Below are 24,311 nucleotides of genomic sequence, written 5' to 3'. Positions count from 1 at the left end.
GTCGTCGACACGAGCCGCAACGGCAACGGCGCCCCGCCCGGCGGCGCGTGGTGCGACCCGGCGGGGCGCGCGCTCGGCACCCCGCCGACGCTGCGCACCGGGCAGGCCCGCGTCGACGCCTACCTGTGGGTGAAGCTCCCCGGCGAGTCCGACGGCTGCTCGGCGGCCCCCGGCACCTTCAGCCCGGAGGCGGCCTACGCGCTCGTACGGGGGTGAGGGCGGGCCCGTGACGGACGGCGGCCCCGTACGGAATTCCCGTACGGGGCCGCGCGTCACGCCCGCTCTACTCGCCCTTGCGGGCCCCGGTCGCGCGCTCGTCGTCCGTCTCGGCCGTGTCGTACGACGACGTTCCCGAGTCGAGCAGCGGCTCCTGCGTCTTGAGGTGGGCGGGGGCGAGGGCCCGCAGCGCGTGGTAGCCGGTGATGACCACGAGGGTGCCGAGCGCGATGCCGCTCAGCTCGAAGTTGTCCGAGATCTTCAGCGAGACACCGCCGACGCCGATGATGATGCCCGCGGCCGTCGGCACGAGGTTGAGCGGATTGCGCAGGTCGACCTTGGCGCTGAGCCAGATCTGCGCGCCGAGCAGCCCGATCATGCCGTACAGGATGACGGTGATCCCGCCGAGCACCCCGCCGGGGACCGCCGCGACGACCGCGCCGAACTTGGGGCACAGGCCGAAGAGGAGCGCGAAGCAGGCCGCCGCCCAGTACGCCGCCGTGGAGTAGACGCGCGTTGCCGCCATGACGCCGATGTTCTCGGAGTACGTCGTGTTCGGCGGGCCGCCCACGGCGGTCGAGAGCATCGAGCCGAAGCCGTCCGCCGAGATCGCCGTGCCGAGCTTGTCGTCCAGGTTCTCGCCCGTCATCTCGCCGACCGCCTTGACGTGCCCCGCGTTCTCCGCGATGAGCGCGATCACGACGGGCAGCGCGACGAGGATCGCCGACCACTGGAAGTGCGGGCCGTGGAAGTCGGGCAGCCCGATCCAGTCGGCCTTGCCCACCGCGTCCAGGTTCAGCCGCCAGTGGTCGACGGTCTTGCCGCTGCCGTCCGCCGAGTGGATACGGCCGAAGATCCGGTCGAAGCCCCAGGAGAGGACGTAGCCGAAGACGAGCCCGAGGAAGATCGCGATCCGGGACCAGAACCCCCGCAGGCACACGACCGCGAGCCCTGTGAAGAGCATCGTGAGCAGCGCGACCCACTGGTCCTGCGGCCAGTACGTGGACGCCGTGACGGGGGCCAGGTTGAAGCCGATGAGCATGACGACGGCGCCCGTCACGACCGGCGGCATCGCCGCGTGGATGATCCGCGCCCCGAAGTGCCGCACCGCGAGCCCGACGAGGAAGAGCAGCACGCCGACGGCGAAGACCGCGCCCGTCACGACCGCGCTGGAGCCGCCCTGGGCCCGGATGACGGCCGCCACGCCGACGAAGGAGAGGGAGCAGCCGAGGTAGCTCGGCACCTTTCCGCGCGTCGCGAGCAGGAAGATCGCCGTCGAAACGCCGGACATCATGATCGCGAGGTTCGGGTCGAGGCCCATGAGGACCGGGGCGACGAATGTCGCAACCTCTGTGCATGGCTCAGCTGCGAAGGGGGCGGACTCACGGACTGCTGCGGGGGCGCCACTCGTGGGAGTCACAGCAATAGGGCCAGGTCACGACGTGGTAGTTGGTTTCGGCCCGGCGCCGCTCTGGTGGGGGAGACCGACCCCCGATCGTGTACTTTCCGTTCGGCAGGTAAACGAACGGAGAGCCTTTATGTCGGATTTCGGGTGGAAGCTGCACGGAGACGGCCGGAATCTGAAACCCGGTGAGGTCGTCATGCCTGACGAGCGGCTCACCTGGACCCGCACGATCGGGTTGGGCGCGCAGCACGTCGTCTCGATGATCGGCGCATGTTTTGTGGCCCCGGTGCTCATGGGTCTCAACCCCAGCCTCGGACTCATGGCGTCGGGCGTCGCGACCCTGCTGTTCCTCGTCATCACGCGTGGGCGGGTTCCGAGCTACCTGGGATCGTCGCTTTCCTTCATCGGTGTGGCAGGGGTCATCGGAAGTCAGGGCGGTGGTCCGGCGGAGCTCACCGGTGCCCTGTTCGTGGTGGGTCTCGCTCTCGCCGCGGTCGGCGTCGTTGTGCAGTATCTGGGCGCCAAGGTCATCCACGCCGTGCTGCCTCCGGCGGTCACAGGCGCCGTCGTCATGCTGATCGGCTTCAACCTCGCTCCGGTGACCGCAGGCACGTACTGGCCACAGGACCAGTGGACAGCGCTGGCCACGATGCTGTTCACCGGCCTCGCGCTCGTCGTCCTCCGGGGGTTCTGGTCGCGCATTGCCATCTTCCTCGGGCTGGTCTTCGGCTACCTGCTGTCCTGGATCCTCGACCTCGCTCTCGGGAAGATCCACTCCGCCGACGGCAGCGGCAAGGTCGTGGATCACTGGCGCCTCGATCTGACCTCGGTCAAGGAAGCGGCCTGGGTCGGCTTCCCCGACATGCACGCGCCCACGTTCAGCGCGTCCGCGATCGTCGTCGCACTTCCGGTGCTGATCGCCCTGGTGGCCGAGAACACCGGCCACATCAAGGCGGTCGGCGAGATGACCGGCGAACCGCTCGACGACAAGCTCGGTACCGCCATCGCCGCGGACGGTGCGGCGACGATGGTCTCCACCGTCGCCGGTGGCCCGGCCACCACCACCTACGCCGAGAACATCGGCGTCATGGCCGCCACCCGCGTCTACTCGACCGCCGCGTACATGTGCGCCGCCTTCTTCGCGCTTCTCTTCGGGCTGTGCCCGAAGTTCGGAGCCTTCGTCGCCGTCATCCCGGGCGGTGTGCTGGGCGGCATCACGGTCATCCTGTACGGCATGATCGGTTTGCTCGGTGCCCAGATCTGGATTCGCAACAAGGTCGACTTCAGTCAGCCAATCAACCTGATCCCGGCCGCGGCCGGCGTGATCGTCGGCGTCGGCGGGGTGTCGCTGAAGATCACGGATGACTTCGAGCTGAGCGGCATCGCCCTCGGCACCTTGCTGGTGCTCACCGGCTACCACGGCCTCGGCTGGCTCTCCAGGATCAGCGGCACGTCGCAGGAACCGCTTCTTGAAGTAGGCACGACGAGGGACGAGGACTCCTCAGACGCGCCGGAGGGAAACGAGCGGTGACAGGGTGGGGCGGGCACCGGCGCCGCTCTTAGCCTTCCGCTCCGCCGGTCCCCTACTCCGTGTGCTCCTCCGAGCTGTTCCATCCCGCAAGGGCCTCCAGCAGCTCCCGGGACCGGCCGCTGCCGTCCTGCGACAGCACGAGGAGGACGTGCTGCCACTGGTGTGGCGTGAGAGCGATCTCTATCTGCGCGTCACGAGGTGACTCGGCCTGCTCGGCTGCACTTTCGATCCGGTACATCCCCATGATCGCCAGGCTGTTCAGAACGAACCGGCCGCTGCTGCTGACCGATGGCTCCACATGTGCCAGGTCCCTCAGCGCACGAGGCTGCGGAAATCGCCACGAACTTCCATGATCCATAGTCCGCAAGGTACTTGCAGACAGGGCGGATTGTCAGGAGCGGAGCCTTCGACGGCCACGGTCACGAGGCAGGCTCACCGCCTGTGATCCTCAACTGTCCGCATCCACGTCCGCGAGTAGCTGAGTGACGAGCCGGGCAGCGAAATCGTGGTCGTCGGTCATGCGGTTGATCCGCTCGGCGAGGAGAACGGCGGTCGCTTCGAGCGGGATCATCTCCTGTGCAGTCCAGCCGCCGTACTGCGTGCGCCACAGGCTGGGGCTCAGGTCGGTCGCGGCGGCGAGCACCAAGGCGGTCGCGGTCGGGATCGTCGGAGCGGGGAAAGCTCTGGGCATCATGCGCATCGTTTCGACCAGGGAAGGGATGAGGAAGGCGACAATCTCCTTCCCGTGATCCTCGGCGACCTCCCGCAGCCAGCAGACATACACGTAGATCAGCGTGCACATTCCGTCCAGCACATCGCGGGCGCCGCCGCGCCCCAGAGATTCGAGGAGTTGCCGCGTGAGCGCCTGCGCGTCCGCATCCGCGCCGGTGTGGCCTTCATAGATGGCTTGGAGCCGGGAGTCGACCAGCATGAGGGCCGCGCTCACGTCGCCGGCTGGAGCCAGAGAGGGATCGCAGGGGGACGTCACGGGTGTTTGCCTTCCCGAGCCGGTGAACGGGATCGTTTGCGCACAATACCGACAGGGTGATCAGCCGCGCAGGCGATTGGGTTCTGTCCCGGCCCTCGGGCCGGAGCTGCTGCGAACGGAACTGACAAGTTCCCCGCGAAGGGCTGTGGGTCAACGGAGCTCCTCGCCGTCCCGGCAAAAGGGCGTTCGCGGGCGGTTCGCCACGCGCAGCCGGGACGGCGACGGGGGCTCAGCCGCCCTGCCGGGGAACTGGGCCAGGCGGAAGGAGAGCAGCGGCAGGCTGACGAGGCCGCCCGCGACGCGAGTCGTGGGCGGCTGGTAGGGGGCGGGACTTGTCGTCCTGGACATTGCCCCAGTTTCTCGGAAGCCGGGGCGGGATGTTGATCGGCGGCGAAGGATCGGTGGGAGGGTGAGTGCGGCCAGCACGCGGAGGTCAACCGTCGCCCGGGGAAGTCCCCCCGGGCATCGGCCTCCACCGCCTTGCGCAGCAAGCGTCCGTGCCCCTCTGCACGTTCACGTGACTGCCTCCGCGACAGTCCGCAGTGCTCGGTCGGCACGGGGGCGGGCGAGGCTGGTCAGATTCGTGGTGGGCGTCCGCCGTTTGAGTGGCGGCAGCGGGTGCCGCGTTAGATGGCGGCGGGGGAGGGGCGGCGGTCGGCTCCGCAGGTCGCGCAGCGGCAGCGCCATCCGGCGTGCCGGTCCGCCGGCGGGGGCTCCAGCGGGATGTAGCCAGCATCGCGCGCGGTTCGCTCGGCCGCTTCGTCCTCCGGCGTTCCGGCCTTGAACGGGGTGGCCGGGGCGGCGCGGAAGCTCTCGTCCCGCTTGCAGTGCAGGGGTGGTGGGGCGCCGATGATCTCGCCCAGGGAGACCCATCGCCTGGGTTCGGGTGGTGGGTTCACGGGCGGCTCCAGAGGGCTTCGAGGCCGGGTGCGCCGTGCACAGCGGCGATGAGGGCGCCGAGGTGGTAGGCGACCCTGGCCGACGGGGGGACGGCGCGATAGCGCAGGCGCGCCTTGGTGGAGGTGAGCAGGTTGTGGTGGAGGTCGACGGCGGCTTCGACGGCGGTTTCCGGGCCGTCGGTCTCGATGGCATGTGCGGCGAGGGCGGTGCTGACGCGCAGGATCGTCCAGTCGGTGACCGGGCCGATGGAGTGCTCGCGGCCGTCTTCCTGGTCGGCTAGGGGGAGGAGCAGGCCGAGGCGCGCGCGGACGGCTTCGCCGTGGAGCGTGAGGGCGAGGTCGGGCAGGGCGTCCGCGCAGGCGGCCAGCCGTGCATGGGCGTCCCGGAGGCGGTGGGCACTCTTCGGGCCGTCCTCGCGATCGGGGCCGACGATCCAGGTGGGGGCCTCGATGACGACGCCGAGGGTGGCGTGGTGGTGGGCGGCGTAGTGCCAGGCGCTGGTGCGGCGGCCGGGGCCGAAGCCGCCGTCGTCGGGTGCGAGCCAGACGCCGGGGCCCAGTTGGTGGGTGAGGGGGTCGCCGCCCTCGTCGCCGCTCACCGCGAGCGGAACCCCGGCCCGTGCCGCGACGAGCGGCGTCAGAACGGTGGTGGGCGTGTGGGGGTGGGTGGTGAGGGTGTAGGCGCCGCCGGAGAGGCTGTCGTGGAGGTCGCCCAGCACATCGGGCCGGGTCTCGTCGAGGAGCGCGCGCAGGACGAGGGTGGTCTTCGGCTCCGTGAAGCCCGGCGGGTCCTGGAGTGTGAAGTTCCACAACGGCTGCCGGTCGGTGGTGGGCCGGTAGAAGGCGGTGTGATCGAAGTAGCCGGTGATGCCCGGTGAGCGGCGGGGGTGGTTGAGGGCGGCGCCGTCGGGGTCGGCGGCGAGGAGGAGGTGCCAGGTGACGCCCGTGCGCAGGGCGGGCTGTGTGGCAAGGCGGAGGGCGAGGTGGAACAGGGAGTGGGTGGTGTCCTCGTCGGGGTGGGCTCCGGCGAGGACCACGACGGTGCGGTCGCTTCCCCCGCGTACGGTCAGGGCCTGGAGGGGGCGTCCGCCGTCGGTGGTGCCCAGGATGCGGTAGGTGCACCAGGGGTAGGCGCGGTCGAGGTCCAGGGCGAGCCGGGTCAGGGCGTTCGGCGCTTCGGGGTGGGTGGGTTCGTGGTTCATGTGGTGGTGGTTTCCTTCCAGTCCCACCAGTTCCAGGCGTGGCCGCGCACGACGAGGCCGAGGGCGCTGTCGGTGCCCGCGTGCGCGGTGAGGCGGCCGACGGCGGGCCGGAGCGCTTGCGGCGTGGTGCCGACGGCGCGGGCGATGTCCGAGGACAGCGAATTCGTGGCGATCGCCCTCCACAGGTGGAGTTGGGCGGCGGTCAGGGGCGGGGCCGGGGCGGCGATGGTGGGCGGGGTGGCCGCGCCCGTGGCGAAGAGGGTGTGCACCAGGACGTGGAGGGCCGTTCCCGGCGGGCATCCCAGGGCGGCCCGAGAGGCTTTGAGGTGGTGGGTGACGGTCTCGGGGCTCACGTGGAGGAGCGAGGCGATTTCCTCTCTGCCCATGCCGCGGGCCGCGAGGCCGAGGGCGGTGGCGCGGGCGGGCGACAGGAGGCCGGGCCGGACGGGCAGAGGCTCGTTCGCGCCGAGGGAGGGGCTGGCGAAAACGCCCAGGGCGTGGCCGAGCGCGACGAGGTGGGGCGTGCTACGAGCCCGGAGTTTGCGCAGCAGGGTCCGGGTCCACAGGTCGACCTCTCCGGGAGGCATGGTGAGGGCGTCGGCGACCGCAAGGCGGGCGGCGTGTTCGCCCCACGCGCGCACGAGGCGCGCCTCCGTGGGGATCAGGGCGGGTCGCCCGTCGCGGGCGGGGACGGGGATGTAGCGCTGGGCGAGGAGCTGGTGGACGAGCATCGCGCGTGAGGCGCTGTCCGGAAGGCGGAGTCGTTCCCGTAGCTGCTGCACGAGGGTGTTCACGCGGAGGGCGGGCAGGCCGGTGCGGGCGGCGATCTCGCTGTTGCCCCACCCGGCCGCCGCGAGACGCGCGACCCGGGCTTGTGCTGGGGGAAGCCACGTTGCCCGGCCGTGAGCGGGGAGCGGGTGAGTGTTCATCGGTGTGTCTCCTGCGTGCGGGCGCGGCGGGTGCCCGCGATCCACTCCTCGGCCGTCCCGCGCCGGCCCCCGCCCACCGCCTCGCCGCCCTCGCGGGGTGGGGCGGGGTGGGCGAGCAGGGCGCCGGGCAGGGCTAGGACCACCCGGGTCCCGCCCCAGGGGGCGGGGCTGATCAGGTCGGTGCCGATGCCGAGGTGCCGGGTGAGCGCTCCGACGGTGCGCAGGCCGAGCTGCGGGCGCGCGCCCAGGTGCAGCAGCACCTCGGCCCCGGCCTCGCTCAGCAAGCCTCGCGCGGCGGCGAGTTGCTGCTCGGTCATGCCGGGTCCGGCGTCGTCCACGAGCAGGTAGGCCGAGCCGTCGGGCCGGGGTTCGCAGGCCACCTGGACGGTGGTGGAGGCGCGGCTCGCGTTGTCGAGCAGCGCGGCCAGGAGGTGGGTAAGGCCCTCGACCGCTTCCCCGCGGACCATGACCTCGGGGATCTGGGCGAGGCGCACCCGCTCGGTGACACCAGCCCGCACGCACGAGGTCCGCACCAGGTCGGCCAGGCTCGACGGCCTCCCTGCGGGCGCGAGCCGACTGCCTGCGAGGATCGCGTAGTTGGTGGCGGCGAGCAGGACTGCCGCCGCACCCCGGGCGCCGGGGTCCCCTGCTGTCACGTCGTGCGCTTCGTGCGTGCGCGGTACGTCCGACGGCCGGGCGGGGCCCGCACGGTGGGCCAGGTCCGCGACCACGGCACGCAAGGCGGATACATACTCCTGCTGTTCGCGCTCTGCGATCGCCCGGACCTGCTCCACCCGCACGCGCGCCTCCTGGCGCGCGGCCTCGACGCCGAGCGAGACGGCGGTGGACACCCCGGAAAGCACCCGGTACAACGCGGTCGCCAAGGGGGTGTCCCTAAGCTGCGGCGGGAACGCCGTCTCCACGCGGCCACCCGCCACGAGGGCTCGCGCCACGTCGCCCAATGCAACTTCTGCGGCACGCAGTTGAGCGTTCTTTCGCTCTTCGTCGGCACGCGCCTGCTGAAGGGCCTGCTTGGGCCGTCTGCGGGCGAGGGGGAGGGCGGTCGCGAGCACGGCGAACGCGAAGACGGCCACCAGGGCGAGCCCGATCATCGCCCGGCCCCCGTCCGTACGAGCGCCGGGGTGATCTCCTCGATCGCCGCGATCTCCACGTCCCGCGCGCCCCGGGCAGTGACCCGCTGGAGGAGAAGGGCGCTGCGGACGATCGCCTCGTGGGTGTAGGTCTGGGGGAAGTTACCGAGCAGACGGCCCGCGCCCGGGGAATACTCCTCGGAGGCCAGCCCCAGATCGTTGCGCACCCCCAGCAGACGCGCGTACAAGGGGCGGGCCTCTTCGATACGGCCGCTGAGGGCGAGGGCATCGACAAGCCAGAAGGAACAGAGCAGGAAGGCGCCCTCGTCGCCCGCGAGTCCGTCCGCGCCCACCGTGCCGCCCTTGGTCGGGTAGCGGTACACGAACCCGTCCGGAGTGGCGAGTTGCTCGCGTACGGCGTCGATGGTGCCGAGCACCCGGGGGTCGTCCCCGGGCAGGAAGCCCACGGCCGGGATGAGGAGGAGCGCGGCGTCGAGGTCGGTGGAGCCGTAGGACTGCGTGAACGTGTTGCGGGCCGGGTCGAAGCCCCTCTCGCACACCTCCGCGTGAATCCGGGCGGCCAGCTCGCGCAGCGGAGCCGGGTCGAGAGGGAGGTCGCCGTCCTCGGCGAGGCGGGCCGTGCGGTCCACGGCGACCCACAGCATCACCTTCGAGTGGACGTAGTGCCGCAAGGCTCCCCGGCCCTCCCAGATGCCCGCGTCCGGCTGCTGCCACGACGCCTCCACCTGCGCGACGAGCCGACGGTGCAGAGCGGCGGTGTCCTCGCAGTGGGCGATCCCCGCCTCGTGCGCGAGGTAGAGGGTCTCGATCAGCTCGCCGTACACGTCGAGCTGCACCTGCTGGGCTGCCCCGTTGCCCACCCGTACCGGAGCCGACCCGGCGTACCCGGGCAGCCAGTAGAGGTCGCGCTCGGGAAGATCGTGTTCACCGCGCAGCCCGTACATGATCCGAAGCGGCCCGCCGCCCACGGCGCGCAGCAGCCACTTCCGCCAGGCGACGGCCTCCTCGCGGTAGCCGGCCCCGATCAGCGCCGCGAGCGTGCCCGCGCTGTCGCGCACCCACGCGTGCCGGTAGTCCCAGTTCCGCTCGCCGCCGATCTCCTCGGGCAGCGACGTCGTCGGCGCGGCGACGATCGCCCCGCTCGGCGCGTACGTGAGCGCTTTCAAGGTCAGGGCCGAGCGCACCACCGCCTCGCAGTGCGGGCCCCGGTAGGTGCAGCGGGACGCGAACTCCCGCCAGAACGAAGTCGTTTCCACGAGCGTGGCGTCGGGGTCCGGTACGCGCGGCGGTGCCTCGTGGGCAGGGGCCACGCTCAGGGCGAGGGCCACGCTCGTCCCGGCCGCCACGACGAAGTGCCCGACGACATCGCCGTCGATCTCCCTCTGGCGGCACGGGCCGTCCAGCCAGACCGCCACCCCGCCGCCCTCGGCGACGATGCGGCCACCCTCCTCGTGCACCCACGGCACCACCCGCCCATACCCGGGCCGCGCCCGCAGCTCGGAGACCATCGCGACCTCGCCGACCAGGCCCTCGACGATCCGTATCACCTGCGTCGTCCCGGCGGTCAGCGGCATGAAGTCGGTCACCCGCACCGCGCCGGTTGTCGTGCGCCACTCGGATTCCAGGACGAGGGAGTCCTGCACGTAGCGGCGCGACATGCTCACCCCCGCCCCTCGCTCCGAGCCGTGCTGCGGGGCGGCGGCGGGGGCGAGGCGCCACGTGCCGTGCTCGGGCCCGCCCAGGAGCGCGGCGAAGACGGCCGGGCCGTCGAAGGCGCCCTCGCACAGCCAGTCGATCTCGCCGGTGTCCGCGACGAGCGCGGCGGTGCGGGTGTTGCCGATGAGGCCGTAGCGCTCGATCGGGAGGGAAGTGGTCATGGGGAGGTCTCCGTGGACGGTGCGGGGGTGGAAGGGGCAGGCCGCCCCAGGGGGCTCGCGGATGCGCGAAGGAGCGTGCGGGGCGGTGCCGGTGTGCTCGATACGCCCCGGGCTTCCGGCCGCCGGGGAGGCAACAACGCGACGGCGGAAACGAGGGGGCAAGGGCCGCCTCGTGCACGCCGGGCAAGGACCCGGTGCGCACGAGGGGCGAAGACGGATCAGCTCGTCGTGCTCTCCGCGTCGAGCACCGGGTCCTTCAGGCGTTCGGCCTGCGCCTGGGCCTGCGCCTGGTACGCGCGCTCCATGACCGTGCTGAACTGCCGCAGACGCGCCGTGTCGTCCCAGCGGGCGCGGCCGTGCCGCTCCCAGTACGCGTGGAACGCGGGCAAGCCCATGAGGACGCGCGCCTGATCGCGCAGGTGCTCCGCCGCGATCTGACCGGTGCACCAGAGCATGGTGAGGTAGCTGAACTGGCTGTTGCAGACCATGTCGGAGCGGGTCTGCTCCGTGCGGGACTCGTCTCCGGCCATCACGAGGACGCCGTCCGGGTCCTGGAGGAAAGTGTCGATCAAGTCCCGGTGCTGCGCGGATGACGCGATGGTCCTCCACTCCTCGTGGTGCTCCTGGGCCTGGTCGAGACGCTGATCGTGCCGGTAGCCGGTCACGAAGTAGGTGGCGGTCAGCGCGGCCCCGGCGAGGCCGAGGAGCGCGAACTGGGTGCTCTTCACTGGGTGGTGCTCCTTCGATGGTGAGTGCCCGGGTGTGGGCGGCCCGCTGCGGTGGCGCGTCGGCGACCGAGCGGGAAGCAAGGGCGGAGAGGGCGGAGGGTCACAGCGGCCAGCTCTTCGCGGGCGTGTCGAGCCAGACCCGCGTCCCCTTGGCGGTGACGGTGATCTTGAAGGTGCTCAGGGCGGGCTTGCCGAGCGCGCGCCACCACTCGTAGGCGGCGAGGACGTCCTCGGCGAGGGGCCGGGGCCCGTACTCGGTGACCGTGGCGTGGCTGCGGCCGGGGCCGACCGCGATGTGGGCGAGGCTCGGCTCGCGGGCGGCGGGGTCGGTGTCCCGCAGCGTGAGGATGCGCTGTCCGGCGGCGCCCCGGGACAGCGCGCCGTGCAGGTGGCGTACGCGCAGCCCGGTCACGAACAGTCCGAGCGGGAACCCGGGCGGCATGAAGTCCTGCGGGAGCCGGACGGCGTCGTGGCGGGTGGGGACGCGGGGCGACCACTGCGCGGGCTGGGCATGGCGGGCGTCGAAGGACCACGGCAGGGCGTCCTGGACGACCGGCCCGATGATCCTCCCGTGCACACGACGGTGCTCGGCCACCGTGAAGCGCACGAGGACCTGCGCGTTCATGAAGGCGGGCCCGAAGGGGACGAGGAGGACACCGCCGGGCTCGACCGAGCGGATCAGCGAGTGCGGGATCGTTCTGAGCCCGCACGTCACCAGGACCCGCTCGAAGCGCCCGTCGTGCCGGTAGTCGAGGCCGGCGCCGTGCACCACCCGCACCGGGATGTGCAGTCGAGCGAGTCTGCGCTCGGCGAGCGCGGCGACCACCGGGTTGATCTCGACGCTCGTCACCGCGCCGGGGCCCATCATGTGCGCGAGCAGCGCGGCGGTGTACCCGCTGCCCGTTCCCACCTCCAGCACCCGCGTGCCGGGACCGGAGGGGATGCCCAGCTCCAGCACCATCCGCTCCACGAGTGATGCCGGGGGAAGCGCGTCGCTCGGAAGATGGACGGCGGGGTTGGGGGCCTCCATGGGCTCGTCGTCCCACGCGGTGACCAGGGGCCGGTGGGACCGGGTCGCCGCGTACCACGCGCGCTTGTCCCTGCTCTCGTTGACGGGCTTGTAGACACCGTCGCCCAGAGACACCCACGCCTTCGAGCGCAGGAAGTCCGTACGGCGGACCGCCTCCACCGCGGACCGCACCTCGCGCGAGGCCACGGCGAGGACACCGGGATCGTCGAGCACCGAACGAGGCGGAGCGTCCTCGGCCGCCAGGGGCACGTCGGCGCGGGACGGCTCGGGGGGCGGCGTGAAGAAGGAGAAGGACGCGTTGCTCACCGGGGCTGCACCATCCCGAGTCCGGCCTCGCCTGCCACGGCGACGGCGACGGCGACGAGATGCGCCATGGCGGCCTGTCCTTGCGGGACGGCCCGCGCGTTCGTCGCCTGCTGCGCCCACGCGACCGTGCGCGCGTGAAGCGCCTGCGCCTCCTCGCCCTGGGGCCGCCGGACGCCGACGGCCAGGGCCGTCCCGGCAAGCTGCGCCGTCGTGCGCAGCGTGGCGAACACGGGCCACGGCCCGCTCACCGCGTCCGCACCGTCCCTCTTGACCGACGCGTCCAGCTCGTCGGCCACCGCGCAGAGCACGTCCTCGCGGTCCAGGTACGCCCGCCCGACCGCCGACCGGGAGATGTCGCCGAGCTGGCGCCGGCACTCCCGCACGGCGCGATCCGTCTCCCGCACCCACCGGGCCATCTCCCGGGCACCGCACGCGACCGGGTCGACGAGGAACGTCGGCACCTCGATCAGAAGCGACGTCGACGCCGGGTTGAGCGCCTTCGCATAGTGCGCGGGGCTGCCCAGCACGTCGCTGCGGGTGAAGTCCGAAGCGGGCGCCGCGAGGAACACGCCCGCGCCCACCGACGGGCCCAGCCTGTCCCCGGTCGCCTCTCCGCCGAGTTCGAGCGGCAGACCCACGGTCCGTGCCACACGAGCGAGACGAGAGTGCAGCGCGCCTTGCCGCTCGGTGCTCATCGCGTACATACCGCCCGCCAGGCAGCGGTGCAGATCGATGATGAGCGGAGGCGCGTCCGGCCGGTCGAGGACCTCATCCAACAGCGTCCGCAACGCAGAGGTGGCGGCCAGCTCCTTCCTCCTGCCCGGCGCGTCGGCCCCGGGCAAGGGAAGCTGGAGGGAGAACTGTTCGCCGGTCGCCGGACGGTGGTACCCCCCGGGCAGGAAGTACGTGGCAAGCGACGACCCGCCTCTGCGGCGGTTCAGGTAGGCGCCGTCCGGGTCCGCGCACAGCACAACGTGGACCGTGAGACCGGCGAGCGGCCCCGGGTCCGTGGCCAGACGCTGGATGAGCACCTGGCCCGACCATGCCGTGTCCTCGTCGGGATGAGCGCCGAGCAGAACCACCGCGTCCCGGGGCGTCGTCGCGGGGGTCACGGCGTGGGCCGTCAGCACCTCGATCGGCCGCCCCGCCTCGGTACGGCCGAGCAGGCGGTGTTCCATCCGCGGGTGATGGCGGGAGGCAAGCCTCCGGGCCCACTCCGAGAACTGTCTCCCCGGCAGGACGCGGTGAGCGGACGGACGAGGCGGACGGGAGAACGCGGAGACGGACGCAAGACTGGTCACGGAGATAACTCCAGGCAGGAACGGTCGAGATGAGGTGGAACCCGCCGTCGCCCCGGGGACCGGGCCGGGGCGACAGCGGGAGCATTCAGACGCCGGAACGCGACGCCAAGGCCAGGTGCAGGAACAGGAGCGGCAGGCCGAGAAGAACCACGAAGGCGACGAACGCCCCCGTCCAGCCGCTCTCGATCCAGCGCTGCCACCTCGACGGGCGAGAACTCTGTCTCCGCAACTGCCGACGGGTCTTCGTGCTCGGGGACATCGACGAACTCCTCGGGGTGAGGGAAGGGGTAGGAGAGCGGCCCGCGCCGCATGAGCGGGGCGCCATCGAGCGCGGACCTGATAGTCGACATGCGCGGACGACTTCTGCGCGGCAGTGGCCTTCCGCCGAGAGCAACTCGCTGCCCAACCCGAAACGGGCCGTCCAGCTCGTGCCGTCACTTACGGCGTTGAGGTCTGGCTCGAACGCGGCGCCGTCTGACGAGCGGTTCGTGCGGACAGCCTGACTTGCGGGCACGGGTCGCCGCCGTGGATCTTGCAGCCGCAGTTCGCCGGATACTCGGACTCGTCCTCTCCGATCCCGTACGTCGTGACACGAACAGAACCGCCTCCCTGAGGCGAGGTCATCGGGAAGCTCACGGCATCACTCCTTACTGCTCTGAGCCGAACCGGTCGGAGACAGGAGCGCTCAGGACGCGGACTCACCAGCACTTGGCTGGGCTCCCCTGCGGGATGAGCGGCGGAGGCCGCTAGCCAAGTCAGCTACAGCGCAACGCCCTTCGAGTGCCTCTCGGCCCGCCAAGCGACTGCGTTTCCTCTACGGTGGAACCGCCAGATCAGTGCTTACAAGTGGAATCTCCGTTGTAATTACAAGAAGGTCCTGCTTGGCATATGCCGCTACCTGCCGGACGGCCTGCCGAACCTGCTGACCGGCTTCAGGACCTGCTGGGAAGCCCACGAACGTGCTGAGAGGCGGTACGGAACTGCTGATGGGCGTTCATATCTGCTGACGGAGGGAAGAACCGTGACGGGGAAGGGAAGCTTTACCCATGACCAGGAAGCGTGAGGAGCGGTCCGGGAGTGCGAACCGCGCTGAGCTGGCCGCGTTCCTAAAGGCGTCCAGGCTGAGCAACTACGTTGACGGCAAGCCGATGACCAGGAAGTATGCGTCCGACATGCTCAACGAGCGCGGCTACCCCATAAGCGAACGCACCCTCGTGGCGATCGAGGGGACCGAAACGGCCGTTCGGACGAAGCCGATCCTTCAGGCCCTGATGGACCTGTACGAGATCGACGACGAGCAGCAGGAGCGGCTTCTCGGTCTGTGGTCCAACGACCGTGACAGGAGGGACTGGACGGTCGCCTTCCGGCCCTACATGACGGCGAGCATGACCGCCTACGTCGGCCTCGAAGGCGAAGCCGTCGAAGCCCTCGTCTACCACCCCACGGCGATCCACGGACTGCTGCAAACACCGGAGTACGCTCTGGCCACGTATCAGGCGGAACAGATCCTCGCCGACACCACCGCGGGGTTCATCGCCAAGCACGTGGAACTTCGGGCTGAACGGAAACGACGCATCCTTCACCGACAGCCCAAGCCGGTACGGCTGCGAGTCATCCTGAGCGAGGCAGCGGTTCGGGCGCACGTCGGGAGCCGGGAGATCATGCTCAAGCAGTGGGAGGACCTGGCTTTCCTGTCCCGCCTTCCCCACGTCGATATCCAAGTGCTCCCCCTCGTGAGCACTGGTTACCGTGTCCAGCACGACTTCACCATCCTGCGCCTGAGGCCCCCACTGCGCGATCTCGTCCAAGCGGACACGGTGTGGGGCGCGGTGAGCACAACCGACAAGCCCCGTGAACTCGAACGGTTCACAAACATGTTCAATGAGATGTCCAGCTACGCGCTGGCGCCGGCGGACACGCCGGAGTACCTGCACAACCTCGCAGAAGAGAGGGTCACGACGTGACCAACCCCCAAGACCAGGGCCGTCTGGTTTTCATCAAGTCCTCGTACTCCAGCGGAGGGACCGGTAACTGCGTGGAGGTCGGCCTTACCCCCACGGCCGTACACGTCCGCGACTCCAAGGACATGGCACGCAGCCCGTTCCGCGTAAGCCCCGCTGCCTGGGGACATTTCCTGCGGTCGACGAACTGAGAGAAGCGCGGTGGGCCCTGCCTCTTCGGGAGTGAGCGGCAGGGCCTACTGCGAGGCCGAATCTCCGGGCCGAGACGCCTGTTCGCCGTACCGGCAAGGTCGACTGGTACGGCGAGGAGCCGGTTTGGCTTCGACGCCGAAGCCGCCCTCCCCTCCTCTATCAAATAAGAGATGCAGTGAGGAGCCTCGCAAGTGTCACAACACCTCTCCCCTGGCTCTACGCAGTTCCGTGATTGGCGCCGGTCCGCTTACAGCGATCAAACGGGTGGCAACTGCGTCGAGATCGCCCGGCGCACGCTCCTGGTCGGAGTACGCGACTCGAAGCAGTCGGCTGGCGCGGTGCTGGTGCTGCCGAGCACGGTCTTCGACGCCTTCGTAGGCTCGCTGAAGAACAACCGGGACGCCTGATGATGGTGGCGGGACGCCCGATGGTGTCCCGCCACCATCATGCCCGCCAGATCACATGATCCGCCGGACAGCACCTAGCTGGCGAACGCCAGCTCGCGCCGGGCGTGGCCGATGAACTCCTGCACTCGCTCGTCCTTCTTCTGCGGCGCCAGCGCCTCAGTAAGGCTACGAACGTAGCTGTGCGCGCGGGCGGAGTGGACGCGGGAGAGCAGTTCGACGGAACGGTGTCCGACGGCCAGGCTTTGTTCGAGGTCGTTGTTTTGCAAGTGGGAGTCGGCCTCCACTGCGAGGCGGATGCCCACCGCGCGGGTGTAGCGGGTCGCGGGCATGGTGTCCGCCCGTCGGCTCCAGCGGAGTGCGGCGGCGGGGTCACCCAAGTCGCGGTGGATCTCCGTGGCGTCGGTGGCGAGGCGCTCGGCCGAGTAGTACGCCATCCATGTTGGGTCACGGTCCGGCTGCGCCTGGTTGAGCAGTTCCTCGGATCGGGCAAGGGCTGTCTTCGCGGCTCCTGCGTGGCCGGCACGTGCCAGGGCGCGGGCCTCGGCCAGCCTTGCGAAGGAGAGCACCTTGGGTCCTGCGATGCCCTTGGCCCGTTCGTAGGCGCCTTCGGCCATGTCGGCCGCTTCGACTGGGTGACCGCGTAGAAAACTTGCCAGGGACATGGTGGTGAGCACGTACGCGCCGACCTCCACGTCTCCGGCAGCACGGGCCAGCCGAAGTGCCTGAATGAGGTAGCGCTGTGCGGCGTCGTGCTGACCGTTGTCGAAGGCCGACCACCCGATCTGACGTGAGAGTTCAGCGGTGACGCGGAAGAGCTCCTGACCGACGCGCTCGGTGTAGGTGCCTTGCAGGAGGGGGGTGGCACGCTGGCGCAGGCACTGGGCGGTCGAGCTGGCCTTCCAGTTTCCTCCGCCGAACCGGCTGTCCCACAGGCGCGCCTCCTCGACGGCCTGCCACAGCTCGTCGAGGTCCCCACGTCCCACGCGCCGTGCACCGTGGTGGCCGGAGGCGGCGTCGGCGGGGACCGAGAGCCATCGGGTGACGGGGATGGTGAAGGCACCCACGGCGAAGGTGTTGTTCAGGAATTTTCGGCGGTCCACGTCTCTCCAGAAGGCGATGGCGCCGCGTACGGCGTCGGCTGGGTCACGCGGGAAATCCAACCCCATTGACCGATTCCCGCAAGACGGCGTGTCCATGCCGATTTCTGCCACGTCGACCCGTCGCCCCAGCCGTTCTCCCAGCGCAGCGGCTATGCAGGCGGGTACCGGTCCGCGGGGGATCATGCCTCGGGTCACCCAGTTCGTAACACTCGTATGGGTGTACTGCGTGTCCTTACCTGCTTGCCGGGCGAGTTCGTTCACGCGCAGCGCCAGCGCTTCGTGCCCGAACTTCGATGCCCGCAGGAGCCTGGCCAGGTCCTCGTTCGGCTCCCACTCGCGGTCCTGCCACCGAGTCACAGCGATCCCCCTTCTCCGCGGCGGACTTACAGGGAAGAGGAGCCTAGCCCCGGGCGCTCCGCGTGTGAGCGAACTCGCGCACAACACAACGGAATTCGCGATGTGTGAGCCCCCCTTGTGAGCTGTCGGCACGGGGGCTCCGGAGGGTTTCCTGAGTTCCCCGGTCACTCCGGGAGAAGGTCTTGCTCCCCACCCCGAAGGAGCCACGATGTTCGCTACGCCGAGCGGCGCCACCACTGGTGATCTCGCCGAACTCGACCAGTCCAGGCCCATCCACTTCGTCGGCATCGGCGGCTGCTCCATGAGCGGCCTCGCCCTGATGCTGCACCACCAGGGCTACACCGTGACCGGCTCGGACCGGGTGTCCGGGCCGAACACGAAGACCATCGCCGACGCGGGTATCACGGTGACGATCGGGCATCAGGCCGACAACGTCCCTGCGGCCACGCAGTTGGTCGTCGTGACGTCCGCCGCTGTGGAGCCCACCAACCCTGAGCTGGTCCGCGCCCGCGAGACGGACGTGCCGGTCATGGACCGAGCCGTGCTGTTGGGCGGGATGGCGGACGCCGCCGAACAGCGGATCGCCATCGCGGGGACCAGCGGCAAGACGACCACCACGTCCTTGGTCGGCCGCATGTTGTTGGCGTGTGAGTTGGACCCGACGGTCGCGGTCGGCACTCGGGCCGGCGACTTCACCGACGGCGGGAACTTCCGTCTCGGGGACGGTCCCTTCGTCACCGAGGCGTGCGAGTACCACGAGGCGTTCCGGTTCCTGGAGCCCGACGCGGCCGTGGTGCTGAACATCTCCCACGACCACGGCGACTTCTTCACCGACGGGATCAGGGCCATTGAGGAGGCGTTCGCGCGGTTCGTCGCCCGGACCAGGCCCGGCGGCCTGGTGGTGGTCGGGGCGGACTGCCCGCGCGCCCGGCTTCTGGAGGTTCCAGCAGCGGTCCGGAGGGTGAGTGTCGGGTTCGCCGCGGACGCCGACTACCGGATCGGTGACGTCGTCTGGAAGGCGGGACGTGCCACCTTCACCATCGGCGGCCCCGGACGGCGCCGTGTGCGCCTGGAGCCGGCTCTCCCGGGCAGGCACAACATCCTCAACGTCGCCGCCGCCTTCGCGCTGGCGAGCGAGTTGGACCTGCCCCTCGAAAAGGTGGGCCCCGCGCTCAACCAGTTCACCGGAGCCCCGCGCCGCCTGGAGTACCAGGGCAACGCGGACGGCATCGCGGTCTGGGACGACCTGGCGTGCAGCACCGGCGAGGCCACCGCAACCATGGAAGCGGTACGCGGGCTGGCGCAGGGCGGCCGGATCACGGTCGTCCTCCGCCCGAACTCCTTCAGCCGGGTGCGCGACAACTTCGCCGAGTACGCGGGCGTCTTCACCACGACCGAGCACGTGATCGTGACCGACATCTTCCCTGGCCGCGACACCGAGACCTTCGGGCAGCACGCCCGTGACCTGGTGGCCAACATGGCCGCCAAGGGCCGTGACGTCGTGTACGTCCCGGACCGGGACGGCCGCCCCGACCGGGAGCGGATCTTCGACCTGCTGACCGCGCGTCTGGAGAGCGGCGACATCCTGGTCACGCTCGGACCGGTGGACCTCGCGGGTCTCGCGGCCGAATACCGGCAGCGCCGGGCCTCGCGGTGGTGGAATGAGGAAGATTTCGCCGCATAGCGCACCGCCGCCGAACCCGAGGGGCTCCACGATGAAGCTTGCCGCACTGCTTGCCGGACACCCGCACGACCTCCTCCAGGGGGACGCCGACACCGTCGTCACCGGCATCGCGACCGACTCGCGGCAGGTGCGGCCCGGCTTCCTCTTCGTGGCGGTGCCGGGACGGCGGGTGGACGGACACGCTCACCTGGAGCAGGCCGCCGAGCGGGGCGCGGTCGCCGCTCTCGTGAGCAGCACCGCGCACCCCCTCCCCTCCGCTCTCACCATCGCCCGCGTGCACAGCACCCCGGCGACCGCGTCCCTGGCGGCCTCGCGCCTCCATGGGGAACCGGGGCGGCGCATGCGGGTGGTGTCCATCACCGGCACCAACGGCAAGACGTCCACAGCGGCGATGCTTGAGGCGGTCATCGCCGCGCTCAGTACGGCACCGGTCGGCGTGATCGGGACCGGCGGCCCGCGCGTCGGCGGGGTGCCCGTCCAGCTGGAGACGACCACGCCGACCACCCCGCAGGCCGTCGAACTTCAGCCGATCCTGCGGTACATGGCTGATCAGGGCGCGGGGACGGTGGTGATGGAGGCATCCTCTCTGGCGCTGTGGCAGCACCGGCTCGATCACGCCTTCACCGACATCGGCGTGTTCACGAACCTGAGCCCTGACCACCTCGATGACCACGGCACCATGGACGCCTACAAGGAGGCCAAGCTCCTGCTCTTCTCCGGACTGTCATCGGACGCGGTGATCAACGTGGACGACCCGGTCAGCAAGGAGATCCTGGAGCGGATGCCGCAGGCGACCACCTTCGCCATCGACCGGCCTGCGGACTTCACCGCCCGCGACTTCGAGGTTTCCGCCACCGGCACCCGCTTCCTCCTGGTGCACGACGGCCAGGAGTACCCCGCCCACCTGCCCATCCCGGGTCGTTTCAACGTCGCCAACGCCGCCGCGACCGTCGCCGTGTGCCACCGGCTCGGCTACGAAATCAAGGCCGCCCTCCACGCCCTGGAGACGCTGCCACAGATCCCGGGCCGTATGGAGACCCTGCGCCTCGCCGACGGCACGAGCATCGTCGTCGACTACGCGCACTCCGCCGACTCCCTGGAGAAGACCCTGCGAACCCTGCGGGAGGTCAGCTCCGGCCGTCTCCTGTCGGTCTTCGGCTGCGGCGGCGACCGCGACGCCAGCAAGCGCATCCCCATGGGCTCCCTCGCCGGCCGTCTCTCCGACCACGTCGTCATCACCAGCGACAACCCGCGCACCGAAGACCCCGAGGCCATCCTCGACGCCGTCGAACGCGGCGTGCGCACCACCGGCACCCCTTACGACCGGATCACCGACCGCCGCGCCGCCATCGCCCGCGCCCTGATCCTCGCCGAGCCCGGCGACACTGTCCTCGTGGCGGGCAAGGGCGCGGAAACCTACCAACTCGTCGGCGACCAAGCCCTGCCCTTCGAGGACATGGCCGTCGTGCGGGAGCTGACCGACACAGCGGCCTGACCCGTGAGTCGGGCGTCCGCCCGCTCGCGGTCAGGACGCCCCACCCACTCGCCCCGAAGGGGGCCGCCATGCAGATGAAGCACGCCCGCGTCCTGATCCTGGGCCTCGGCATCAGCGGCGAATCCGCCGCCACTCTGTGCGCGGAACGCGGAGCCCGCATCACCGTCCACGACCAGCGCGAGGCCGGCGCGTTCACCGACGCCCGCGCCCGTCTCTCCGCGCACCCGGTCGACTACCAGCTCGGCGGCCCTGCGCCCGACCCCGCCGACTACCACCTCGTCATCCGCAGCCCCGGCATCCCCGCCCGCCACCCGGTCCTCCACCGGGCCGCCGAAGCCCAGGTCCCCGTCTGGAGCGAGATCGAACTCGCCCACCACCTCACGCCCTGCCCGATCGTCGCGGTCACCGGGACCAACGGCAAGGGAACGACCACCGCGCTCATCGCGGACATGTTCCGCTCCTGCGGCATCACCGCCCACCGCGCCGGCAACATGGGCATCCCCCTCGCCCCGGCACTCGCCGCCGCCAAGCCCGCCGACGTCCTTGTCCTGGAGGTCTCCGCCGCACAGTTGGAGAACGTGCACGCCTTCGCCCCGAGCATCGCGGTGATCACCAACATCCAGCCCGAACACCGCAACCTCTACTCCTGGCAGACCTACCACGGCATCAAGAGCGAAATCCTGCGCCGTCACACCGACGCGAGCGCCACCGTTGTCTCCTACGACGACCCCACCGCCCGGGGCCTCGCCACGGCCGTCCCCGGACGCCTCCTCTACACAAGCGCCCTCGGCCCCCTGCCCCAAAGGCTCGACGGCGTCTACGTCGAGGACGGGCACATTTTCGCCCGCCAAGAGGGGAACGAACGGAAGCTGCTCCCCACCGCCGACCTCACGGCCCGCGGCGTCCTGGCCAACGTCGTCTCGGCGGCAGCCGCAGCGCTTCTGTGGGGCGTCGGGGACCAGGCCATCGCCGAAGCCGCGCGCGCCTACCGGAGCAAGGAACACGTCCTGGAGTTCGTCGCCGAACGCTCGGGCGTCGCCTACTACAACGACGCCAAGGCCACCAACCCCTTCTCGACCCTGCACGCCGTCAGCGCCTTCGACGACCGCCCCCTCGTCCTGATCGCCGGAGGCAAGGACACGAAGAACGCGGACTTCACCGCGCTCGCGACTCCCGCCATGCGCCGCGTCCGCCACCTCGTCCTCTTCGGCGAGACCGCCGCCGCGATCCACCGCGCCCTCACCGATGGCGGCCTCGACCTGCCCACCACCGTCACCGAGGACTTCACCGACGCCATCGCTGCCGCGCGCGACCTGGCCGAGCCCGGAGACGCGGTCGTGTTCAGCCCCGGGACCCACACCTGGGACATGACCCCGGACTACCTCACCCGTGGCGCCCTCTTCAAGCAGCTCGTCCTCGGCTGACCGCTCCTCCGCCCCCTGCCGAGGCCCCGACATCACCGATCCGGGAGACATCCATGCCCAAGAGCATCCCCCTCGCGTCCCGCTTCTACGAGCCGGTCATCGACCAGCACGAGTCCTGGATCGCGATCAACCCGCGCCAGGGCTGCCCGAAGAACTGCGGATACTGCTACCTCAAGGACCGGGGCCAGACCCTGGTCAAGCCCGTCGAGGTCGCCACCCCGCAGGACACGGTCGTACAGCTCCTCGCGAGCCCCTACTACCACCGCGACGCCGTCCTCGCCCTCTACACCTGCACCGACGCCCTCGCCACCCCGCCCAACCGCGCCCACCTCATCAAGCTGCTCCACGCCCTGGCCGCCGAACGCATCCCGAACCCCGTCTGCCTCATCACCAAGTGCGCCTTCACCGCCGACGTCCTCACCTGCCTGGAGACCGTCCAGCGCAAGGGACTTCGGGTGATCGTCTACCTGTCGTACTCCGGCCTTGGCCCCGATGTCGAGCAGGGCATCGACCACGACGCGCTCCGCGCCAACTTCCCCGCCCTGCACCGCATCGGCACCCCCGTGATCCACTACTGGCGCCCGTTCCTCCCCACCAACTCCACCCCCGAGGCCGTCACCCGCGTCCTCGACCACGTCACCCAGTACGCCCGGTGCAGCGTCGCCATCGGCCTCAAGGTCAAACCCGGCGGACACGAACTCCTCACCGGGCTGTGGCCCGAACTCGCCGACAAGGACAAGGACGACGTCGAACGCGCCTCCTCCGTCTGGCCCGAGCAGATGCGCGCCATGCTTCCCCACCTGCCCGACACCTACGGCGACTATCCCATCTATGAGACCAACACCTGCGCCCTCTCCTACGTCCTCGACCAGCCCGACCGCTTCCACATCCTCGGCTCGGCGGTCTGCCAGAAACAGAACCACTGCCCGGCCGCCCAACGCGCCCTCTGCGAGAAGGGTGAGCCGGCGCCGCCCGTCAACGAGAACGCGATCACCGCCCACCTCGAAAAGCTGGGCGTCACAGAGGTACCGCGAAGCTGGGACCCGGACTCGAAGACCCTGACCTTCCTCGCCCCGATCCCCACCGCACCCGCCAACAACCTCGCCCAGACCCTGCGCATACGGGTCCGGACGGCAGCCAACGCGAACGACCACTACTGGACCGGGAAGGCCACCGGCAGCGTCCCACTGACCATCCCGGGCAACCGGGCCGTCTAGTGTCCTGAGTCGTTAATTCGTGTGCAGTATGCGGCGAGGGTGTCGAGGATGTCGTCGGCGGTCTTCGTCCAGATGAACGGCTTAGGGTTCTTGTTCCACTCGTTGATCCAGCTGCGGATTTCCCTTTCGAGTTCGACGACGCTGCGGTGGGCCGAGCGGCGGAGTTTGCGGGAGGTCAGCTCGGCGAACCAGCGCTCGACGAGGTTGAGCCACGACGCCGAGGTGGGGGTGAAGTGCAGGTGGAAGCGGGGGTGACGCAGCAGCCACTTCTTGACCGGCTCGGTCTTGTGGGTGGCGTAGTTGTCCAGGACCAGGTGGAGTTCGAGGTGCTGGGGGACAGCCGCGTCGATGACCTTCAGGAAGCGGAGGAACTCCTGGTGGCGGTGTCGGCGGTAGTGCTGGGCGATGACCGAGCCTGAGGCGATGTCCAGGGCGGCGAAGAGGCTGGTTGTGCCGTGCCGAACGTAGTCGTGCGTCATCTTCGCCGGCGTGGTCGGCGCCATCGGCAGCACCGGTTGGGTTCGGTCCAGTGCCTGTATCTGCGACTTCTCGTCCACCGCCAGGACCAGGGCGTTCTCCGGCGGGGACAGGTAGATACCCACCACGTCGCGGACTTTGGTCACGAACTGCGGGTCGGTCGACAGCTTCCAGGTTTCCACGATGTGGGGCTTGAGACCGAACGCCCGCCAGATCCGCGAGACGGCCGACTGCGACATGCCCTCCGCCTCGGCCATCGAACGCGTCGACCAGTGCGAATCACCGGTCGGCGGCGCCTGGCCAAGCGTCCTGGCGACCAAGGCTTCGACCTGCTCGTCCGTGATCCTCCGCGGCGCCCCCGAGCGTGGCCGGTCCACCAGGCCCTCCAGCCGGTCCGCGGCGAACCGGGACCGCCACTTGCGCACCGTCTCCCGCGAGACACCCACGTCGTCCGCGACACGCGCGTTCGGCAG

23 protein-coding genes and 1 pseudogene are annotated in these 24,311 nt (G+C 70.4%); 9 read left to right on the top strand and 15 right to left on the bottom strand.

Going from position 1 to position 24,311, the window contains the following annotated elements; all coding sequences use genetic code 11:
• Positions 1-216 (top strand): glycoside hydrolase family 6 protein (locus tag G3I42_RS29850; protein WP_164290867.1); only part of this gene is annotated, 216 nt, incomplete at its 5' end.
• 67 nt (positions 217-283) lie between these two features.
• Here G3I42_RS29850 and G3I42_RS29845 read toward each other — a convergent pair.
• A pseudogene (locus G3I42_RS29845) lies at positions 284-1,561 on the bottom strand (solute carrier family 23 protein); the annotation flags it as partial.
• 193 nt (positions 1,562-1,754) lie between these two features.
• Here G3I42_RS29845 and G3I42_RS29840 point away from each other — a divergent pair.
• Complete coding sequence (locus G3I42_RS29840) at positions 1,755-3,152, top strand: solute carrier family 23 protein (protein WP_164290866.1); 1,398 nt, start codon at positions 1,755-1,757, stop codon at positions 3,150-3,152.
• 52 nt (positions 3,153-3,204) lie between these two features.
• On the opposite strand, the gene G3I42_RS29835 is transcribed toward G3I42_RS29840, so the two are convergent.
• The 12 genes from G3I42_RS29835 to G3I42_RS29780 form a co-directional block, all read right to left on the bottom strand.
• The gene (locus tag G3I42_RS29835; RefSeq protein ID WP_164290865.1) at positions 3,205-3,390 is read right to left on the bottom strand and encodes a hypothetical protein; all 186 of its coding nucleotides are present in this window, start codon (positions 3,388-3,390) and stop codon (positions 3,205-3,207) included.
• 210 nt (positions 3,391-3,600) lie between these two features.
• On the bottom strand, positions 3,601-4,140 hold the full coding sequence (locus G3I42_RS29830) for a hypothetical protein (RefSeq protein WP_164290864.1): 540 nt from the start codon (positions 4,138-4,140) through the stop codon (positions 3,601-3,603).
• Between the two features lie 150 nt (positions 4,141-4,290).
• Entirely contained in the window at positions 4,291-4,488 is a 198-nt protein-coding gene (locus G3I42_RS29825; protein WP_164290863.1) for a hypothetical protein, read from the bottom strand.
• 278 nt (positions 4,489-4,766) lie between these two features.
• Positions 4,767-5,039 carry a hypothetical protein gene (locus tag G3I42_RS29820; protein WP_164290862.1) on the bottom strand — a complete coding sequence of 91 codons (273 nt, stop codon included), beginning with the start codon at positions 5,037-5,039 and terminating at the stop codon, positions 4,767-4,769.
• A complete protein-coding gene (locus tag G3I42_RS29815) occupies positions 5,036-6,241 on the bottom strand; it encodes a murein peptide amidase A (protein WP_164290861.1) in 1,206 nt (401 codons plus the stop codon). The genes G3I42_RS29820 and G3I42_RS29815 overlap by 4 nt, the downstream gene beginning before the upstream one ends.
• Positions 6,238-7,170 (bottom strand): DNA-binding protein, encoded by a 933-nt coding sequence (locus G3I42_RS29810; protein ID WP_239096771.1) that lies wholly within the window; start codon positions 7,168-7,170, stop codon positions 6,238-6,240. The genes G3I42_RS29815 and G3I42_RS29810 overlap by 4 nt, the downstream gene beginning before the upstream one ends.
• Positions 7,167-8,282: an ATP-binding protein gene (locus tag G3I42_RS29805; protein WP_164290860.1), complete on the bottom strand. Its 1,116-nt coding sequence runs from the start codon at positions 8,280-8,282 to the stop codon at positions 7,167-7,169. Before G3I42_RS29805 ends, G3I42_RS29810 begins: the two co-directional genes overlap by 4 nt.
• Positions 8,279-10,159, bottom strand: a complete 1,881-nt coding sequence (locus G3I42_RS29800; protein WP_164290859.1) for a glycoside hydrolase family 15 protein — start codon at positions 10,157-10,159, stop codon at positions 8,279-8,281. The genes G3I42_RS29805 and G3I42_RS29800 overlap by 4 nt, the downstream gene beginning before the upstream one ends.
• Before the next feature lie 218 nt (positions 10,160-10,377).
• Positions 10,378-10,887: a DUF6082 family protein gene (locus G3I42_RS29795; RefSeq protein WP_164290858.1), complete on the bottom strand. Its 510-nt coding sequence runs from the start codon at positions 10,885-10,887 to the stop codon at positions 10,378-10,380.
• A gap of 100 nt (positions 10,888-10,987) precedes the next feature.
• Positions 10,988-12,223, bottom strand: coding sequence for a methyltransferase domain-containing protein (locus G3I42_RS29790; protein ID WP_164290857.1), 1,236 nt, complete (start codon positions 12,221-12,223; stop codon positions 10,988-10,990).
• Positions 12,220-13,401: a murein peptide amidase A gene (locus G3I42_RS29785; protein ID WP_164290856.1), complete on the bottom strand. Its 1,182-nt coding sequence runs from the start codon at positions 13,399-13,401 to the stop codon at positions 12,220-12,222. The genes G3I42_RS29790 and G3I42_RS29785 overlap by 4 nt, the downstream gene beginning before the upstream one ends.
• Positions 13,402-13,609: 208 nt before the next feature.
• The gene (locus G3I42_RS29780; RefSeq protein WP_164290855.1) at positions 13,610-13,783 is read right to left on the bottom strand and encodes a hypothetical protein; all 174 of its coding nucleotides are present in this window, start codon (positions 13,781-13,783) and stop codon (positions 13,610-13,612) included.
• A gap of 787 nt (positions 13,784-14,570) precedes the next feature.
• Between G3I42_RS29780 and G3I42_RS29775 the strand changes: the two genes are divergently transcribed.
• From G3I42_RS29775 to G3I42_RS29765, 3 genes are all read left to right on the top strand, one after another.
• Positions 14,571-15,488, top strand: a complete 918-nt coding sequence (locus tag G3I42_RS29775) for a DUF5753 domain-containing protein (protein ID WP_164290854.1) — start codon at positions 14,571-14,573, stop codon at positions 15,486-15,488.
• Positions 15,485-15,676: a DUF397 domain-containing protein gene (locus G3I42_RS29770; protein WP_164290853.1), complete on the top strand. Its 192-nt coding sequence runs from the start codon at positions 15,485-15,487 to the stop codon at positions 15,674-15,676. Before G3I42_RS29775 ends, G3I42_RS29770 begins: the two co-directional genes overlap by 4 nt.
• Positions 15,677-15,868: 192 nt before the next feature.
• Positions 15,869-16,084, top strand: coding sequence for a DUF397 domain-containing protein (locus G3I42_RS29765; RefSeq protein ID WP_164290852.1), 216 nt, complete (start codon positions 15,869-15,871; stop codon positions 16,082-16,084).
• A 74-nt stretch (positions 16,085-16,158) separates the two neighbouring features.
• On the opposite strand, the gene G3I42_RS29760 is transcribed toward G3I42_RS29765, so the two are convergent.
• Positions 16,159-17,541, bottom strand: coding sequence for a sporulation associated protein (locus G3I42_RS29760; protein WP_343244705.1), 1,383 nt, complete (start codon positions 17,539-17,541; stop codon positions 16,159-16,161).
• 208 nt (positions 17,542-17,749) lie between these two features.
• Between G3I42_RS29760 and murC the strand changes: the two genes are divergently transcribed.
• From murC to G3I42_RS29740, 4 genes are all read left to right on the top strand, one after another.
• Positions 17,750-19,225: a UDP-N-acetylmuramate--L-alanine ligase gene (murC, locus tag G3I42_RS29755; RefSeq protein WP_164290851.1), complete on the top strand. Its 1,476-nt coding sequence runs from the start codon at positions 17,750-17,752 to the stop codon at positions 19,223-19,225.
• 31 nt (positions 19,226-19,256) lie between these two features.
• Positions 19,257-20,720: a UDP-N-acetylmuramoyl-L-alanyl-D-glutamate--2,6-diaminopimelate ligase gene (locus tag G3I42_RS29750; RefSeq protein ID WP_164290850.1), complete on the top strand. Its 1,464-nt coding sequence runs from the start codon at positions 19,257-19,259 to the stop codon at positions 20,718-20,720.
• Between the two features lie 68 nt (positions 20,721-20,788).
• On the top strand, positions 20,789-22,144 hold the full coding sequence (murD, locus tag G3I42_RS29745; protein ID WP_164290849.1) for a UDP-N-acetylmuramoyl-L-alanine--D-glutamate ligase: 1,356 nt from the start codon (positions 20,789-20,791) through the stop codon (positions 22,142-22,144).
• A 53-nt stretch (positions 22,145-22,197) separates the two neighbouring features.
• Complete coding sequence (locus G3I42_RS29740) at positions 22,198-23,361, top strand: hypothetical protein (protein ID WP_164290848.1); 1,164 nt, start codon at positions 22,198-22,200, stop codon at positions 23,359-23,361.
• On the opposite strand, the gene G3I42_RS29735 is transcribed toward G3I42_RS29740, so the two are convergent.
• Positions 23,358-24,311, bottom strand: a 954-nt coding sequence (locus tag G3I42_RS29735; protein ID WP_164290847.1) for an IS630 family transposase, incomplete at its 5' end; no start/stop codon positions are given. The genes G3I42_RS29740 and G3I42_RS29735 overlap by 4 nt on opposite strands.

The organism is Streptomyces sp. SID11385 (genome assembly GCF_010548245.1).
In the GTDB taxonomy this organism is placed as follows: Bacteria; Actinomycetota; Actinomycetes; order Streptomycetales; family Streptomycetaceae; genus Streptomyces.
Note: the sequence above shows the minus strand (reverse complement) of the source record. Positions and strands in the feature narration are given on the sequence as shown.

Excerpts from the sequence above, each read along its gene's own strand:
- G3I42_RS29840 (WP_164290866.1), top strand. The coding sequence starts at position 1,755 with ATGTCGGATTTCGGGTGGAAGCTGCACGGAGACGGCCGGAATCTGAAA.
- G3I42_RS29785 (WP_164290856.1), bottom strand. The coding sequence starts at position 13,401 with ATGGAACACCGCCTGCTCGGCCGTACCGAGGCGGGGCGGCCGATCGAG.
- murD (WP_164290849.1), top strand. The coding sequence starts at position 20,789 with ATGCAGATGAAGCACGCCCGCGTCCTGATCCTGGGCCTCGGCATCAGC.
- G3I42_RS29825 (WP_164290863.1), bottom strand. The coding sequence starts at position 4,488 with ATGTCCAGGACGACAAGTCCCGCCCCCTACCAGCCGCCCACGACTCGC.
- G3I42_RS29775 (WP_164290854.1), top strand. The coding sequence starts at position 14,571 with ATGACCAGGAAGCGTGAGGAGCGGTCCGGGAGTGCGAACCGCGCTGAG.
- G3I42_RS29800 (WP_164290859.1), bottom strand. The coding sequence starts at position 10,159 with ATGACCACTTCCCTCCCGATCGAGCGCTACGGCCTCATCGGCAACACC.
- G3I42_RS29780 (WP_164290855.1), bottom strand. The coding sequence starts at position 13,783 with ATGTCCCCGAGCACGAAGACCCGTCGGCAGTTGCGGAGACAGAGTTCT.
- murC (WP_164290851.1), top strand. The coding sequence starts at position 17,750 with ATGTTCGCTACGCCGAGCGGCGCCACCACTGGTGATCTCGCCGAACTC.
- G3I42_RS29750 (WP_164290850.1), top strand. The coding sequence starts at position 19,257 with ATGAAGCTTGCCGCACTGCTTGCCGGACACCCGCACGACCTCCTCCAG.
- G3I42_RS29835 (WP_164290865.1), bottom strand. The coding sequence starts at position 3,390 with ATGTACCGGATCGAAAGTGCAGCCGAGCAGGCCGAGTCACCTCGTGAC.
- G3I42_RS29810 (WP_239096771.1), bottom strand. The coding sequence starts at position 7,170 with ATGAACACTCACCCGCTCCCCGCTCACGGCCGGGCAACGTGGCTTCCC.
- G3I42_RS29740 (WP_164290848.1), top strand. The coding sequence starts at position 22,198 with ATGCCCAAGAGCATCCCCCTCGCGTCCCGCTTCTACGAGCCGGTCATC.
- G3I42_RS29805 (WP_164290860.1), bottom strand. The coding sequence starts at position 8,282 with ATGATCGGGCTCGCCCTGGTGGCCGTCTTCGCGTTCGCCGTGCTCGCG.
- G3I42_RS29815 (WP_164290861.1), bottom strand. The coding sequence starts at position 6,241 with ATGAACCACGAACCCACCCACCCCGAAGCGCCGAACGCCCTGACCCGG.